Below are 16,662 nucleotides of genomic sequence, written 5' to 3'. Positions count from 1 at the left end.
CCTTTAATATGTGTAGCTTATTGCTAAAAACACTAACAGACTGCAAGAGCTACGGAATCTTTTTTAAAGAAAATATCTGTGAGATCACTCCATATCCAACAACCTTCCTGGCCATGTGACAGCACTAACTTAAAATCAACAAGTGCTTCACCCACAAGTTCAGCCGGGACAACAACAGCATAACCACTAAATTCGGCTAAATCTTCAATGGAGACTTCTTCAATAATAGCATCAGGGTGTGCAAAGCTTAAAATATCCATGTCGGGTCCATCTTCGTCAAGACATACAGCTATGCGAGGTACAACAGGAGCGCGCCAATATTTAATATTCTGGGCATATGGAATGTCAGTAGGATTTGACCTTAGGTCGAGAATAGCAGAATCGACTTCTGAGTCTTTAATATTTGATAATAGTTCATCACACTTTTCATTTTCAATGGAAATAACTGCTTCCTGACCAGCTAGCTCAAACCCGGTTAAAACAGCTTGAGAAAGTTCGCCTTCACCTGTGAAAACTACAAGAATATTTTTTACACCTGCAGCTAAAGCCGGAGTCAGCGCAGCAAGAATTCTTACGGCTGAGGTTGCACCTTGATCAACAAGCATAACAACACAGTCAAGCGGAGCTGTTGAAACTTCCGTTTCAAATCCCCCTTTCCATGTGTTGACGACCCATGTCTTTTGTGGTGAATCGGGAGAATTAACAGCATATACTTGCGCAATTGTCTTTTTCATCCATGCTCTGCGCGGTGGCAAAGTTGCCTCATAAGCAGATCCAAAAACATCATCACCTATCTGAAATTCTTCAATCCAATCGGGAAAAGTAAAAGAATCTAAAGTCATATTTTTATACCTGTCACAGTTAATGTCTTATTTTATTATGAAGTCAGCTAATATCTTCTAAATATAAACTTAATTATCCCCTATCACAATGAAATAAACCAGCTAAAAAAATACCCGGCAAACTAGCGTCCGCCGGGTAAAATATCTACTTAAAGAGTAATGTAATTCTAAACCACTTTTACAGCCATTCTAAGAATTCTTTCCAACTGCCTTGCAGTTTTTCTCTTTCGGCTTGTGATAAGGTTTTCTGAAATTCATAATATGACATTTCAGCTTGTTTAATGGCATATTTACGGACCTTAGGAAGATCCTTAAAATTACGAACTACAAAAGCATATCTCTTCCATGCTGAACCGTACTTCTTAGATCTCCAGAAATAATCAGCAATGAAAAGCTCCTGATCTGCAAGAGCACGCCTACATTTGAGAATATACTCTTTAGAAGCAGTTGCATATTCGCTTTCAGGATAAGCTTCTTCAACGCGGTAAAAATATTCTAATGCTTCACTCACGCTATGCTGAGGCTTATCAATAGAACTAAATAAAGAAAAATTACTGAGCCCAATCTGGTATAACACGTAAGGAATTTCGTCGTTGCCCGGGTGGAGTGCTGCAAATTCTTTATAAGCTTCTGAAGCATCAAAAAATTTACCGTTGAGAAAATACGCATCCCCAAGACTGATTTCTGCCTTAACTGTATACGGACTGAAAGGATAACGGTCTTTTAATTTAGCAAAATACTCTGAAGCATTACCATATTCCTTATCGGTCATAGATTCTACACCAGCTTCATAAAGCTCCTGGGCAGTATCTTCAGATTTAGGTAAAAAATAATAATCAAGAACACCACAGCCTACGCTGCTGAAAAGTAGAATGCCAAGTAAAACAATAGAAAATATTCTGCTACGCATTATTTATGTTCCAAAAACGCAAAAGCCGCTGTTGCAGCAGTTGCGCCATCACCTACTGCGGTGACTACCTGCCGGCATTTTTTGGACCGTATATCTCCGGCAGCAAAAATGCCCGGGATGTTGGTTTCCATTTCACAATTTGTTTGAATGAAACCAGCCTTGTCCAATTTTAGCTCAACAGGAAAAAAATTACTTACAGGATTAAATCCCACAAAGATAAAAACTCCATCCACATCTAAAATAGAATAATCATTGGTTTTGGCATCTTTAACTTCAATACCAACCACTTCGGTATCACCGACTATGCGGGACACAACTGAATTTAAAACAGGAACAATTGTAGAATCTGAAAAGCACTTATCCTGATAGCACTTGTCACCTCTAAATCCTTCCCTGCGGTGAATGAGATATAATTTCTTTACGAGTCTTGCAAGGTAAAGTGACTCCTCGAGAGCAGAATTTCCACCGCCAACAACAGCAACGACTTTATCTTTAAAAAAATTGCCGTCACATAATGCGCAGTATGAAACGCCTCGCCCCAAAAGCTTTTCTTCATTTGGAACTTTGAGCTTACGGAAAGTAACACCCGTTGTAATAATAATTGCACGGGTTCTAATATGTTCTCCATCAACTACTATCTCATGAAATTCCTTACCGGGAATAATCTCCCGAACTTCATCGAAAATTTTATCATACGGAAACTGTTTAACATGCTCAGACATCTGATCTGCAAGTTCATAGCCTTTGATACCACCGGGGAATCCTGGGTAATTTTCCAGTTCTTCAGTAAGAAGCATCTGCCCGCCGGGTGCAAGCTTCTCTACAGCAAGTATATTTACACCTGCACGAACAAGATAAAGGGCGGCCGCCATACCGGCTGGGCCGCCCCCTATAACAATGGCGTCATAAGACTTCATCAGATTAAAGAGCCTTGCTAGTAATCATTTCCTTAATGCTACTTTTAGAAACAGCACCAGTAGTCTGGTCAACAACTTCACCATCTTTAAAAAGAATCAGAGTAGGAATAGCACGAATACCGTACTTGCCAGGGGATGTAGGATTGTCATCAACATTCATCTTACAAATTTTAATCTGGCCAGAAAATTCTTCAGCGAGTTCATCAATAACAGGTCCCATAGCGCGACATGGTCCACACCAAGGTGCCCAGAAATCAACCAAAACGGGCTTGTCGCTATTAAGAACTTCTTCTTGAAAATTGGAATCGGTTACCTGCAAAGCCATGACTTGCTCCTTGTTGTAGTAATAATTGAAGTAGGAATCCCTCCATGCGGAAGGTCATACTGATTTTTAAAATTATCAAGTAAAGCTATAAAACCTATACTCGATTATGAAATTTAATTCTCGTTCGCCAAAGTGTCAAGCTGTATCCATGCATCCAACTGACAGTAATCGAAGATTAACTATCTATGACTAAAATGGCAACACACCAAAGTTATTTTTCTGAAATACGGGTCCAATCCTCTGGAACAACCCGCCCCCTTGGAATAGCCTCAAGCTTGAAATCGTGACGATATCCATCTTGCGCTAAGAGATAGCCAGAATAAGCAATCATTGCTCCGTTGTCTGTGCAAAATTTAAGAGAAGGTAAAACCAGAGGAATTGAAAATTTATCAGCGACGTCAGACATCACGGAACGTACGACTGAATTTGCTGCAACTCCTCCAGCCACGATCAAAGATTTAACACCCTTATTACGCTGCAGTGCACGATCAACTTTAACCCGAAGCTTATTGGCAACGGTGTAATTAAACGAAGCAAACATATTATTACGTCGCCTGACAATTTCCGGATCATCAGTTTCAGAATCAGGAATCCCCATCATAGGCAGACGCAATTCAGTGTTTGCCTGAACGTAAAGAGAAACCGCTGTTTTAAGCCCACTAAAGCTGAAATCAAGATTATCATTCTTAATGTAAGGCGTAGGAAACATTTTCGGGTCTACAGTCCCTAGCTTACCAAGCTCATCGACAATCTTTCCACCAGGATAAGGTATATTTAATAATTTAGCGGTCTTATCAAAGGCCTCTCCAGCCGCGTCATCCAAAGTTCTGCCCAGTAGAACAAATTCTGAAGTACTCTTAATAAGATAAATATGAGTATGACCACCAGAAACGAGTAGCCCAAGAGAAGGGAATTGCAATTCCTGCTCGAGTCCCGCAGCAGTGAGGTGCGCCCATAAATGGTTAACTCCGATTAAGTCTGCTCCCGTTGAGAGAGCCAGCCCTTTAGCAAAATTAAGTCCCATCAATAAACAGCCCTGTAAACCCGGTCCGCGCGCAACGGCGATAACGTCAAGATCATCAGCTGTCAGCGATTGCTCGGACATAAGTTCATTAAACAAAGCCGGGAGTGCCCGCAAATGTTCTCTAGAAGCTATTTCAGGAACAACCCCTCCGAAAAGGGCATGTACATCAACCTGAGAAGCAAGTTTTTCTGCGATAAACTTTCCATCACGGACAAGTGCCAATCCGGTTTCATCGCACGAACTTTCAATACCAAGGCATAGCATTAGTCGCTCTCAGCCTCATATATATCGCGAATAGTGGAAACTTCGTGCTTGGAGCCAATAAAAAGAGGTACTCTCTGGTGAAGGTCATCAGGGACAATATCAAGTATCCGCTTAGTTCCATCAGTAGCCATTCCGCCAGCCTGCTCTACAAGCATAGCCATTGGAGCTGCTTCACACAAAAGTCTTAATTTACCCACAGGCTTACTAGGCTCTCTATGGTCAGCCGGATACATAAATACCCCGCCGTAAATTAGATTGCGATGAAAATCTGCCACCAACGAACCTATGTAACGTAAACTATATGGCTGTCCGTGAATGTTATCAAGTGACTTGAAATAATTAACTACTTTTTGAGTAGTTTTACTCCAGTAAGGCCAATATCCTTCATTTACTGAATAGATTTTGCCCACTTCAGGAGTTTTAATATTAGGATGTGAAAGTAAAAACTCACCGACTCCTGGATCAAGTGTAAAGCCGTGAACTCCATCGCCAGTGGTAAAAACCAGCATGGTGGAAGAACCGTACAAAATATACCCAGCGGCAACCTGTTCATCGCATTTCTGAAGCACATCAGAGGACTGAACCGGTGTTCCAACTTTGCTTTTGCGACGATAAATCGAAAAAATAGTTCCGATATTAACATTCACATCAATATTTGAAGATCCGTCGAGCGGATCAAAAATTATTATATAGCTTCCCTGTGGCAGACCGTGAGGAATGTCGATGATATCGGCATTCTCTTCAGAAGCCATCGCACAAAGAACTCCTGACCGTGCCATACGGTGAATCAAAATCCGATTAGCATATTCATCGAGTTTTTTAACTTCTTCGCCCTGAACATTAATTTCTCCGGTAAAACCAAGAACATCAACAAGACCAGCTTTATTAACTTCTCGTGATATAATTTTAGCCGAAAGAACAAGTTCATTAAAAAGGTGCGTAAACTGTCCTGTAGCACCTGGAATCTGCTTCTGATGAAGTAGCAAGTGTTCAGTGACTGTTATCTGCTGGGTCATTTATCCTCCTAAAGGAATGTCTCTAGTGTGCGGCAGTAAGGTGGTCTATCCAGCATAATACCAGATTGAACTTCTATCACCAAACAATTTTAGAAAAACCAGAAATCCGCATCATCATCGCCATCATCTGAAACGGCCTTGGTAACGTAAACAATCTGAGTATCACTTATGTACCTCGAAAGCCAGACGAATCGGCTTTCTCCTACCCTAGTGACACCAGAAACATTTTCGTCAAGAAGTGCATCCCAGTCTATCTTCAAAAAAGCTTCTTTGTTAAAATTTTCAACCCCGGTCCAAACTCCCCCACCATCAGGCTGCATAATTACCAGCTTTTTAGGGTCCGGACAAAAATTAAGTAGAATACGCGGATCAAAATGAACTACGACAAGTCCCTTGAAATCTGCATCCTTAAAAAAAGGAGTACAAAGATACATTTCAGGGCCAAACTCTGAATAATTGATGAAAGATTTCATCTTAATTTCAGACCAGTCTCCCTCATATTCAACCAGCGGTCCGGGCTTAAAAGGCTTCATTCCCTGCTCAGGCAACCTGACTAAAACTGAAGCCTCGTCATCTACAGTGAATACGCCGCTAATCCATGGAAAGCGCATAAACAGGAGCCTGAACCAGTCTTCGTCAGGATGGGAATCAATATTTGAAAGAAACGAAGTCAATGAAAGGATTTTTTCATCAACAGGTGTGAACAGAATTGCAAGCTTATTGTCGTCTGCGTTTTCAATTCCACCTGTTGATAGATCGATAGTAGGATTAGGATTAACTGCTTCCTGTGTGTCATGCCAAACTTTACTGCCATATTCACAGCCACTGGCAAACATCAGGAATATAAAAAAAGCAAAAAGCGCGATAAATCGCACTGAATTTTTAAATCTCATATTAAAACCCGAATGCTGTACAATAGTTAACAGCACTTCTTATATAATTATTTGAAAATTTTCTTTTATCTTGAAAGAGGAAAACTATTACCGTGCAGCCCGTGCTTCGAGTCTTTCTGCAAGAATTTCAAGGGTATTCATCAACTTATTCTTAGCATTTTTTATGTACGGATCATCGGCCTCGCTACACTCATCACCAACGCAGTTGCTTTGGCCATTGCTAATTTTGGCTGAAATATCAGACATAACTATCAGCAATTCGTCCTTCTGAGTTTCCTCAGCTCTGGAGAGAAGTTCACGGTAAATATCAAGTGCCGCCACAAGCTCACCCTGAGAAGCTAGTACATCTGCCATGGTTCTTGTTCTTAAGCTATCCATGGCAACAGAGGATGTCAAAGATCCATCAACTTTTTCTCCGTCGATATCAATTTGGGCTGCAGCATGCTCAATTTCGCGGGACAGTATGTCACTATCTGAAAGTTCACCTGAATCAGGATCTTCCGACGATTCATCGGATGAAACTTCGGATAGGCTTTGGTCCTTAGAAACAGGGCTTATACCTGTCAGTTCTTTGATACCCTCAGACATAACATCAGACCAGGAAAGAGGATTGCCGTGGAGCGCAGAAAAAAGAAAAGCCATTGCACCGGCAACATCATCATTCCCTTCTGAAACGGAGTCTCCCCACATTTTCCAAAAGGAAGGATACGAAGAAAAAAGTCGTGTAAGAGGAGCCACTGCAGCCTTAGCTTCTGAATCTCTCCCTAACTTAGTAAGAGTTTCTACAAGAAGCAAACGAGATTCTAGATAGTCAGGATGTCTATCCAGTCCCATCCTGAGTGCAGTTACTGCCTTTTCAAGATTGCCGATTTCAACATAGAGGCGGGCTAAAGGAAAAAACACTTTAGAGCTGGGTTCAAGGGCCAATACTTCCTGATACCACTCAATTTTGCTTTGCATCTGCTGTCGCTCCCTGTTTCTGTAGCTTCACTTTATCCGGGAAAATATACAACAATTCGTTCTCTTTGACATAGTTCATACGACTTCTGATTATTTTTTCCTGATAAGTTCTATCAGATTTCAGACGCCTTATTTCTCTACTGAGTTCAAGTGTGCGACTATCGGCTTTTTCAATTTTTTGTTCAAGCTCAAGAACTTTTTTATCGAGATCAAGATAGCCAAAAACGCCCTGCTCACTAAAACCAAGCCGCAGGATCAAAACTAAATTGATTAAAACTAAAAGCCCAAGCAGAAATCTACGCCTCAGCACTATAAACTCCTACTGTAGACGCATAAAAAGTTTGTCAGATGAATCAAGGTGACTAAGTGGTTCCTTAAGTTCATCAAGAAAATTACCTGTAGCAGACTCAATTCTCAGCACGTCATCTTCGGTGACCTGAACTTTCTCAATTTTTTCCATAAATGCCTTAAGAAGCTCAAGCTCTTCAAGAAAATTACGGTTTAAATCAAGCTTTTCCAGTGCCTGTTCAAGCTCAAGAATAGTCTCAAGACAGTTATTAAGCCTTACAACAAGATTACTTCTATCAATACTGGTCATGATGCACCTAACTTGAGTAATTATTTAAGTACTCACAAAATTATTCGCTAGTTAACCAAATTTTATGCAGATTGTACATATAATTACCTGCGGAATACACAGTAAGTACCAATGCTACGTAAAGAATCCATGTTCCGACGACATGCATATCCATACCAAGGTAGGTATAATGCAAAAGCAATCCGCCCAAAGCAAGGGATTGAACCACGGTTTTGAGCTTACCCAAATTGTCAGCGGCAAGAACAAGTCCCATATCAATAGCAATGGCGCGAAGCCCCGTAATTGCTATCTCGCGGCAAATAATTACTATAGAAATCCAAGCCTCAACGTAGCCTATTTGAGTCAACATAATCAAAATAGAGCTGATTAAAAGCTTGTCCGCTAAAGGATCCAAAAATTTACCTAAAGTCGTCACTTGATTCTGGGTACGGGCGATATACCCGTCGAAAATATCTGTGAGAGATGCCAGAAAAAACAACGAGCACGCAAGGAATAACGTAACCTTGCTAGGGTAATAAAGAAGAACCACGATAACAGGGATCGTAAATATGCGGCCAAGAGTAAGTGAATTAGCGAGATTAAGCATAGCGTGTCCCGGTTCAGAAAACATTAATTCAAGGCACTAAACATTTTTTATCAAAACGTACCCTGAAAGATATTAAACGATTTGTTACAGGGAGTCATATATCAAACTCCCTGTAACAAATCGATACTTATTACTAGCGGCCTTTAATAAAGCCAGCAAAAGACCTAAGTGTGCGTGCTGGAAGCAATTTCCAGACTACTCGCAGCAGCTTCGGCAATGCGGTCTGCAAGAGCTCTAAACGCTGTTTTAGCAGGAGAGCTTTCTTCGAGAAGAACCACAGGTTTGCCAAGATCAGCGGCAACAACAGCGGTCGGGTCTAATGGAATAGCTCCAAGGAAAGGCAAGCCGTATTTTTTAGCAAGCTCTTCCCCGCCGCCTCTTTTGAAGAGATCAATCTGCTCATTACAATGAGGACAGACAAGACCACTCATGTTTTCTACAACGCCCATGATATTTGCTTTGGCGTACTGGAGAAAATTGATAGCCTTACGTACGTCAGCAAGAGAAATCTCCTGCGGAGTAGTAACAACAACAGCCAGAGACTCAGGAATAGTCTTAAGCACTGTCATAGGTTCATCGCCTGTTCCCGGAGGGGAATCAACAACGAGGAAATCCAAGTCGCCCCACTCAACATCAGAAACAAACTGTCTGATAGCGGAAGTCTTCATAGGTCCACGCCAGAGCACTGCCTGATCGGGGTCTTTTAGCAGAGATTCCATAGAAACAACATGTAAGTTATCATTCACCTTTTTAGGAACAACAAGATTACCGCGTTCAACATCAAGCTGCCCAGTTATTCCGAGAAGATGAGGAACACTTGGACCATGGATATCAACGTCCAGAATACCTACTTTAAAGCCTTTGTCTGCGAGTGCAGCAGCAATATTTACTGCCACGGAGCTTTTACCAACTCCGCCTTTGCCGCTCATAACAAATATTTTATATTTAATCCGCTTCAGAGTTGTAGAAATCAACTCATTCTGAAGAGCATGGGCGGCATCAGGTTTGTTGCCGTCTTTTTTTCCTGTTGAGCAGGAACCACATGATGAACTCATTTTTCTACCTTTGTTGTATATTAGATTAAAGGGAAATTTTCCCTCACGCAAAATCAGCCTTTTTGAGCTGAAGATACCCATTCCAAAAATATTACTATCGCAAATCCGACAACCATCAAACTTACAGCCATTGCGAAATCAGCATCATATGCTGGCGGCAAAATATTCGCTTCACTTAAAACATGGGTTTTTCCGCGAACAACAATTGAATCCAGCACTTCTTTCCACGGCCATATTTTACGCATGGCTCCGGCCATAAATCCCGTAAGGATACTGACGGTAACACCATGATGCTTTTCAAGAAAATAATGAAGAACGCGTGAAAAAAGGCTTATTCCAAAAGCACAACCACAAGCAAAAGCTATCAATATAGCCGTATTTTCGGGATTTGCAGGATTTCTAAGTGCTCCGGTTATGTACTCATATTTGCCAAGCAGGAGAAGTATAAAAGCCCCGCTTATTCCCGGCAGGATCATGGCACATATAGAAATAGAGGCACACAAAAAAACAAACCACAAGCTATCAGGTGTTGAAACAGGAATCAATCCAACCAGGATAAAGCTAAAAATAGCCCCTAACACACCGAATAAAATATTTTTAACCGAAAAATTACCAACTCTTTTGCCTACAACAATAATGGAGGATGCGATAAGCCCGAAAAACAATGACCAAACCTGAACTGGATGGGTGAGTAGAAGTTCGTGGATAATCCGAGCCATAGAAACCATGGCCACAACAATCCCGAAAAGAAGTGGAATCAAAAATTTTAAATGCGGAACGGCAATCGCTCCGGTCAAATCAAATTTAACTAATTTCTTGAAAAATTCACCATTAAATGAACGTATGGAATCAATCAATTGATCATATATACCCGTAATAAAGGCCATTGTACCACCGGAAACACCCGGAATGATATCAGCAACCCCCATACATAATCCTTTAAGGATCACGACTAAGTATTCTCGAATCGAGTTCGGCCCAGGACCGTTATTCCATGCTTTAATTAAGTTCATTAGATCTCCAGAAATCTCATAATTACCAGCCTTGTTTACCAACAAGATCGACAAAGGAACATCCACCCATGTCTGTTTCAGTAACTTTACCATCTTCCTTTGTGACAAGAATAAGCTGCTGCTTACGCTTTTGTCCTCCAACAGGTATAACCATCCTTCCATTATCAGCAAGCTGATCAACAAGATATTGCGGAATTTCAGGCCCGCCTGCGGTAACAATTATCCGGTCGTAGGGAGCCTCGTCCGGCCAGCCCATAGTTCCATCATCTAACTTGAGATTAATATTAAAATATCTGAGCTCGAAAAGAAGAGTTCGCGCCGCGATAAAAAGCTTACGTATCCGCTCAATGGAAAAGACATCCGCCCCCATTTCACCAAGCACTGCAGCCTGATAACCGGACCCCGTACCTATCTCTAATATTTTATGCCCCGGCTTAATCTGTAAAAGCTCTGACATATAAGCAACAATAAAAGGCTGTGAAATTGTCTGCCCTTCTCCAATAGGTAGAGCACTGTCAGTATAAGCACGGTCTGCAAGTGCATCCTGAACAAATAGATGTCTGGGAATTTTCCGCATGGCGTCAAGAACAGTTTTGTCGACCACACCCCGGGCAACAATCTGTTCTTCCACCATTTTAGTTCTGCGGAGCTTCGGATCAATCCGCATAATATCTCCCATGAGGCTCTGCCCCAATAACAAACTATATATTTATAACAGTTTGCAAAAAATTCTTTGTTAGTCCCCAATTATGAGGTAGAGTTCAGACAACGACATAAATATTACCGTTTGATGTTGAGAATCAGATTTTAAGGGCCAAGTCAACCTGAATACAGCTTTTAATCGATTAAACTTCAATTTTATGTATCTGCCACTTGAAACATAAGCTTCATAAAGAGAGATTAAGACTAAGGAAAAGGAGGGGATTATGCTTAAAGTTAGAGACTTAATGACCACTAACCTGTTCACCCTAAATGAGAGTGACACACTGAAGATGGCCAGATCCTTAATGGATCTTCAAAGAATCAGGCATATCCCGATAGTAAATGAAAAAAGGATGTTTATAGGACTCATCACACATAGAGACATACTGGGAGCTACAATTTCGCATTTAGCTGAAATTGACCCTGCAACTCAGGGTGAAATTGATTCTGGTATTCCTGTCGGTGAAATAATGAGAAACGGCATTAAGACAGTAACAGCAGATACCTTGCTGAAAGAAGCCGCAAACTTGCTGCTTAATCACAAATACGGATGTCTGCCAGTAGTAAATGAGGAAAATGAACTTACCGGAATTTTAACTGAAGCTGACTTTATGAAGCTTACTATCAGCTTGATGGAAGCTTTAGAACAAAACGAAGAATAAACATAAACTTAAAGAGGTACCGGGGTGCATATTGATCCCGGTACCACGCTTTTGAGTCCCATCAGTCTTCTTTGAACTCTTCAAGAAATCTATTCACTTCTTTTCTTGCAACATCTAGAAAATGCGGGAAGGTCTTCTGAACTTCTGGAGTCAATTCCAAACTCCACTCTGTATAGCTTTTAGGCTCCATACCGATCACACGCATTCTAGGTCTCTTGCCAACCGCTTCCGCCATCTCTAATGAGTCAAGTAGATCAATATCATGCAAAGATAAGCGCTGTGAATCATTCTTCACAAGATCATCCTCGTCAAAAATATATACCGACCCCGGTTCTTTGTCTGCATGAACAATATCAAGTACTAGAAGCCCGTCATACCCTTCAAGGACATGGAAAATATCCTGAGTGAATGTCCCGCCATCAACCATGTGGACATTTTCAGGCCATTCTTCTTTCTGGAGAGCTTGAATGGCATGCACTCCAACACCTTCGTCCATAAGCAGAATATTCCCAACGCCCAAAACAAGTAATTTCTTCATTTTTAATCCTTAGAACAGATTCTATGAATCCATTCTCAATTGTATCGGCGGAATTCAAATAAAAACGTTCTGAAATGAAACTCCCGGACACGGGAATATTCCTGTGCCCGGGAGCTATAGCAATCCAAAACGTTCTCACAAAAGTTAGGCGGGACTATGTCCCGACTAGATTATACAAGATAACCTAGCAGCCTTCCTGAATGTGATGAACTGTTGTCTTACCAGTCTCTGCGTGCAACACGTGCACGGCACAGCCTAGTCATGGATCAAAGGATCTAATGATCCTTGATATATCTACAGGACTTCCAGTGTCTGGAACAGGACAGCCGATAAGGGCTTCCTCAACCGGTCCACGCTGACCCATGTCATCGCGAGGATTGGTGTTCCAGAGAGTAGCAGGCATAAGCTGATAATTAGCTACTTTGGAGTCTTTAATGTTTACGTAGTGCAGTAATGATCCGCGAGGAGCTTCGGTGAAACCGATGCCTTCACCAGTTGCAGGAATTTTAGACTCAACGAAAGTATCTTCGCCGGGTTTAACATCCTTGAGCCAAGTATCATTGATTGCATCAGCAACAATGAGAGCTTCCTCAGCACGAGCAACGTGACGACCCATGAGAGAAAACGCCATGTCTTCTCCGAGATCGCGGAATTTAACAGCTTTAATACCGTAAAGGTCTTTAAGCTGTTTTTTACCGATATCACTGAGTTCCGGATTGTGTATCCACATACGAGCAAGCGGGCCAACTTCAACAGGCTTCTTGTTGTAACGAGAAGCTTTAACGAAGCTGTATGCGCCTTCTTTGTGAATATCCGGAATGGTTTTACCTTCGCTCGGATGGAGATCTGAGCAAGAGTCTTTAAACCATGAGTATTTGACGTACTCTTTAATAAGAGCAGGATCAAATTTAGAATCTTTGCCTTCAATGTAAACACCGGATTTCAAGAGGACATTTTCGCCCTCATCATCCATTGGGAATACACCGTATGACATACAGTTCTTGTAACCACCACCGATACTAAACAGATCTTTATAAACAGATCCGATAAGGTAAACGGTAGGCAGGTAAGTTTCTGCAATGAATTTCCTTACTTCTTTGAAGCGGCTAGCATATTCTGCAAGCTTTTCCTTAGTAGGAATTTCAGTGGTTCCACCTACAACCTGACCAGAGATATGAGGCATTTTTCCGCCGAAGAGAGCTACCATTTCATGGCAGACGCGACGAACTTCAAGAGCCTTAATGTACTGATCAACTGCAACTGCATTGGTTTTTTCATCTAAACGAAGATCAGGATGATCGAAACGAGGAACGAAAGGTGCTTTACCTGGTCCTCGAACGAAATCAAGAGCTGCTAAATGATAAAAATGCAGAATGTGGGACTGCAAGTAGTTAGCACCAAAGATGAGGTTTCTTGTAACTCTACCATTGGTAGTAAGTTTAACGTCACAAGCATCATCAAGGGCCAAACAGGACGCAGTGGAGTGCGCTGTTGGACATACACCACAAAGTCTCTGAGTCAACTGAGCTGCATCACGAGGATCGCGACCAACTAAGATATTCTCGAAACCACGGTACATTCCACCTGAAAGCCAGGCATCAACAACTTTTCCGTCTTTAACAGTAACCTCAGCTTTGAGGTGGCCTTCGATCCGGCTAACCGGGTCGATGGCAATCTTAAGTTTCCCGTCTTTCGCGGGTGCTTTCGATTTCGACATTAGGAAAGATACTCCTATTACCGATTAACCGGCTTCGTAGAAGGGAGACATTTCATCCGGGAAACCCGGCTCAACACAACCAAGACATACAGCATTCTCTACACACCAGTTGACGCCGCCATTCCATTTGCGTTTGAAGCAATCGGCATTAGCGCTCGGACCTTTACAGCCGAGTTCGTAGCGACAATTATCTTTGTCAGTAAACACTTTTGAGTATGCGTCTTCATCGAACTTATCGAGGTAAGGGCAATTGTCATGAATGTTTTCACCAAAGAAAGGTGTTGGACGACCTTCGTCATCAAGAAGTTTAACAACTTCGCCAAGTCCACCTTCAAGTCCATTCTCTTCAATCGCATTAATAGCGACAACAAGAGTTCCAACCATCCAATCTGGATGTGGAGGACAACCGGGGATATTGACAACCGGAGTCTTAATTCCATTGTCAGCAAGTACTTTTGTTACTGAAGTAGCTTCAGTAACGTTGCCTTCAGCAGCAGGAATACCGCCGTAAGCAGCACAAGTACCAACGTTGACAACAAGAGCAGCATTCTTGGCCATCTCGATCGTAGTCTCGAGCATGGTGTACTCTTTATGGTCCTTCTCACCGAGGATACAATAGTGGCCGTTTTCTGCCACTGGTACCGATCCCTCAAAGATCATGATGTATTTACCTTTCTGCTCTTTAGCCACGTCTGTCATGTGGCCCCAAGCCATTTCCCCTTCCGAACCCATAATGGTCGGATGGAAATCTAGGGTAATTACATCAAGCAATACTTTCGCAATTGAGGGGTGCACTGAATTAAGAAGTGAAACCGAACATCCGGTACAGCCCTGTCCCTGTATCCAGAATACATGTGGTACAAACTTCTCAAGTGCTTGCACAATACTTGGGTTGAACATTTGGGAAACCCCAAAGCCAGCCACTGTTCCTGTGCACAATTTAACAAAATCTCGCCTGGTCAAACTCATCCCTACCTCCTTGGTAGTTGCCGGCGCTAGTAAGGCGCTGTCCTTACTCGTAAAAAAATAAGTCACACTGACAATATTTTTTAATTTGAAATACACACTCTAAACTTTTACGTCAACACCAACTGATAGAAACTTAGCAAAACCATAGTTTCTATCTATAGCTAATATAGACCAACTCAAAATATACAATGTTGTACATTGAACAACCGCCCTCTTTCCTGCTAGGGTCTTTTTTTAAACAAAGTCTAAATAATTTCATAAATAATATCATCGAATCAAAGGACACCCCTCATGGCTAAAAGTAAAAGTCGCATTATACCATTCATCCTAACAATCATAATTATCGGGCTTATAGGCGCAGGAGCATATCTATTATATAAAGATACGACAGCTCCAATCATTGCGATCGGGCCGGATAAAGGATTTATAACTTATAAGACTCCTATTAATGTTACAATGAGCGACGCCCAGTCAGGGATCAAAGCCGTTAAGATTGTGCTTACTCAGGGCAAGAAGAAAATAGTCCTCGCAGAAAAAACTCTTCCAAAAGGGACCATCGATTATAGTCAGGAAATTTTAATCAAGAAAAAGCAGATCAAACAGGGGCATTTCGAAATTGCCGCGTGGGCTGTTGATAGTTCCTATGCCGGATTCGGAAGCGGCAATGCAATTATAGCTAGAGGTAATTACACACTAGATACTGTCGCACCGAAAATAACAGTACAATCAAGCACTCATAACTTAACGCAAGGCGGTTGCGGCCTGGCACTCTATACTGTAGATGCCGATCCTGAAAAAACTGGTGTTATGGTTGGAGAGGACTTTTTCCCTGGCTACAAACAGCCTAACGGGGAATATGCAGCTCTTTTTGCTATGCCTTTTTATGTAGATTCAAAAAACTTCTCCCCTACTATCATTGCTCAGGATACAGCTAAAAACACCAAAACGGCCACTTTTTGGTTCCATGCAAACAGTAAGAAATACCGTCACGACGACATCAACATTTCGGATCGTTTTCTTAATAGCAAAATGCCTCAGTTCGAAACCGAATTCCCGGACACAACTGATCCGGTTGAGCTATTCTTGAAAGTAAACAGAGAGCTACGTAAAAAAAACAGAGCTGAGCTACGCAAAATAGGCTTAGATACTGCGCCCACCTTCCTTTTCGAAGGTAAGTTCCGTAGGCTTCCAAATGCAGCCTCCAGGGCAGGATTTGGAGATCAGCGTACATACAAACATAATGGTAAAAAGATCGACAACCAGACTCATCTAGGAATCGATCTCGCCAGCACAAGACACGCTCCAATACCAGCCGCTAATAAGGGCCGTGTTGTTGTAGCAGAACAGGATTTCGGAATCTACGGCAACGCAGTGATCATTGATCACGGCTTAGGATTGCAGTCACTTTACTCGCACCTTAGTCAGATTGATGTTGAGGTCGGCGCTACAGTTGAGCGCGGTCAGGTCATTGGTAAAACAGGCTCAACGGGTATGGCTGGTGGAGATCACCTTCACTATGGAATTCTTTGTTCAGGTATTCCTGTTAATCCTTTTGAATGGTGGGATGGAACTTGGATCAAAAACAATATCACCAGCAAGTTACCTACAGATTAACTTTTACACATAAATCTACAAAAAAGCGTCTGAAGACAAAATCTTTAGACGCTTTTT

Annotated in this window: 19 protein-coding genes; 2 read left to right on the top strand and 17 right to left on the bottom strand. The window is 41.8% G+C overall.

Annotated elements, in window-relative coordinates; genetic code table 11:
• Positions 1–32 precede the first annotated feature (32 nt).
• The 14 genes from BR06_RS0117030 to BR06_RS0116965 all read right to left on the bottom strand — a co-directional run bounded on the left by BR06_RS0117030 (position 33) and on the right by BR06_RS0116965 (position 11,070).
• Positions 33–842: a histidinol dehydrogenase gene (locus BR06_RS0117030; RefSeq protein WP_031485233.1), complete on the bottom strand. Its 810-nt coding sequence runs from the start codon at positions 840–842 to the stop codon at positions 33–35.
• Positions 843–1,020: 178 nt separating this feature from the next.
• Positions 1,021–1,752: an outer membrane protein assembly factor BamD gene (locus tag BR06_RS0117025; RefSeq protein ID WP_031485230.1), complete on the bottom strand. Its 732-nt coding sequence runs from the start codon at positions 1,750–1,752 to the stop codon at positions 1,021–1,023.
• Positions 1,752–2,669: a thioredoxin-disulfide reductase gene (gene trxB / locus BR06_RS0117020; RefSeq protein WP_031485229.1), complete on the bottom strand. Its 918-nt coding sequence runs from the start codon at positions 2,667–2,669 to the stop codon at positions 1,752–1,754. The genes BR06_RS0117025 and trxB overlap by 1 nt, the downstream gene beginning before the upstream one ends.
• Positions 2,670–2,673: 4 nt before the next feature.
• On the bottom strand, positions 2,674–2,994 hold the full coding sequence (trxA, locus tag BR06_RS0117015) for a thioredoxin (protein WP_031485227.1): 321 nt from the start codon (positions 2,992–2,994) through the stop codon (positions 2,674–2,676).
• Positions 2,995–3,205: 211 nt separating this feature from the next.
• Positions 3,206–4,282 (bottom strand): tRNA (adenosine(37)-N6)-threonylcarbamoyltransferase complex transferase subunit TsaD, encoded by a 1,077-nt coding sequence (gene tsaD / locus BR06_RS0117010; protein WP_031485225.1) that lies wholly within the window; start codon positions 4,280–4,282, stop codon positions 3,206–3,208.
• Complete coding sequence (gene fbp / locus BR06_RS0117005; RefSeq protein WP_031485224.1) at positions 4,282–5,298, bottom strand: class 1 fructose-bisphosphatase; 1,017 nt, start codon at positions 5,296–5,298, stop codon at positions 4,282–4,284. Before fbp ends, tsaD begins: the two co-directional genes overlap by 1 nt.
• 89 nt (positions 5,299–5,387) lie before the next feature.
• A complete protein-coding gene (locus BR06_RS0117000) occupies positions 5,388–6,191 on the bottom strand; it encodes a hypothetical protein (protein WP_051677162.1) in 804 nt (267 codons plus the stop codon).
• 87 nt (positions 6,192–6,278) lie between these two features.
• Positions 6,279–7,151 carry a tetratricopeptide repeat protein gene (locus BR06_RS0116995; protein WP_031485220.1) on the bottom strand — a complete coding sequence of 291 codons (873 nt, stop codon included), beginning with the start codon at positions 7,149–7,151 and terminating at the stop codon, positions 6,279–6,281.
• The gene (locus BR06_RS0116990) at positions 7,135–7,461 is read right to left on the bottom strand and encodes an FtsB family cell division protein (RefSeq protein WP_031485218.1); all 327 of its coding nucleotides are present in this window, start codon (positions 7,459–7,461) and stop codon (positions 7,135–7,137) included. Before BR06_RS0116990 ends, BR06_RS0116995 begins: the two co-directional genes overlap by 17 nt.
• 9 nt (positions 7,462–7,470) lie before the next feature.
• Entirely contained in the window at positions 7,471–7,749 is a 279-nt protein-coding gene (locus BR06_RS0116985) for a hypothetical protein (RefSeq protein WP_031485217.1), read from the bottom strand.
• 40 nt (positions 7,750–7,789) lie between these two features.
• Entirely contained in the window at positions 7,790–8,335 is a 546-nt protein-coding gene (gene pgsA, locus BR06_RS0116980; protein WP_031485216.1) for a CDP-diacylglycerol--glycerol-3-phosphate 3-phosphatidyltransferase, read from the bottom strand.
• 164 nt (positions 8,336–8,499) lie between these two features.
• On the bottom strand, positions 8,500–9,390 hold the full coding sequence (locus BR06_RS0116975) for an Mrp/NBP35 family ATP-binding protein (RefSeq protein WP_031485214.1): 891 nt from the start codon (positions 9,388–9,390) through the stop codon (positions 8,500–8,502).
• Between the two features lie 53 nt (positions 9,391–9,443).
• Positions 9,444–10,403, bottom strand: coding sequence for a DUF368 domain-containing protein (locus tag BR06_RS0116970; protein WP_031485213.1), 960 nt, complete (start codon positions 10,401–10,403; stop codon positions 9,444–9,446).
• Between the two features lie 22 nt (positions 10,404–10,425).
• On the bottom strand, positions 10,426–11,070 hold the full coding sequence (locus tag BR06_RS0116965; RefSeq protein ID WP_031485211.1) for a protein-L-isoaspartate(D-aspartate) O-methyltransferase: 645 nt from the start codon (positions 11,068–11,070) through the stop codon (positions 10,426–10,428).
• A 259-nt stretch (positions 11,071–11,329) separates the two neighbouring features.
• On the opposite strand from BR06_RS0116965, the gene BR06_RS0116960 reads away from it, so the two are divergent.
• The gene (locus tag BR06_RS0116960) at positions 11,330–11,767 is read left to right on the top strand and encodes a CBS domain-containing protein (protein WP_031485209.1); all 438 of its coding nucleotides are present in this window, start codon (positions 11,330–11,332) and stop codon (positions 11,765–11,767) included.
• 61 nt (positions 11,768–11,828) lie between these two features.
• On the opposite strand, the gene hysD is transcribed toward BR06_RS0116960, so the two are convergent.
• From hysD to hysB, 3 genes are all read right to left on the bottom strand, one after another.
• Positions 11,829–12,305: a NiFeSe hydrogenase maturation protease gene (hysD, locus tag BR06_RS0116955; RefSeq protein WP_031485208.1), complete on the bottom strand. Its 477-nt coding sequence runs from the start codon at positions 12,303–12,305 to the stop codon at positions 11,829–11,831.
• A 259-nt stretch (positions 12,306–12,564) separates the two neighbouring features.
• Positions 12,565–14,022 carry a NiFeSe hydrogenase large subunit HysA gene (hysA, locus tag BR06_RS0116950; protein ID WP_031485207.1) on the bottom strand — a complete coding sequence of 486 codons (1,458 nt, stop codon included), beginning with the start codon at positions 14,020–14,022 and terminating at the stop codon, positions 12,565–12,567.
• 24 nt (positions 14,023–14,046) lie between these two features.
• Entirely contained in the window at positions 14,047–14,991 is a 945-nt protein-coding gene (gene hysB, locus BR06_RS0116945) for a NiFeSe hydrogenase small subunit (protein WP_031485205.1), read from the bottom strand.
• A gap of 291 nt (positions 14,992–15,282) precedes the next feature.
• Here hysB and BR06_RS0116940 point away from each other — a divergent pair, with 291 nt between their 5' ends.
• Positions 15,283–16,605 carry a M23 family metallopeptidase gene (locus tag BR06_RS0116940; protein ID WP_031485203.1) on the top strand — a complete coding sequence of 441 codons (1,323 nt, stop codon included), beginning with the start codon at positions 15,283–15,285 and terminating at the stop codon, positions 16,603–16,605.
• Positions 16,606–16,662 lie beyond the last annotated feature (57 nt).

This window comes from Maridesulfovibrio frigidus DSM 17176 (genome assembly GCF_000711735.1).
Lineage (GTDB): Bacteria > Desulfobacterota > Desulfovibrionia > Desulfovibrionales > Desulfovibrionaceae > Maridesulfovibrio > Maridesulfovibrio frigidus.
This window is presented reverse-complemented; position numbering and strand designations above follow the sequence as displayed.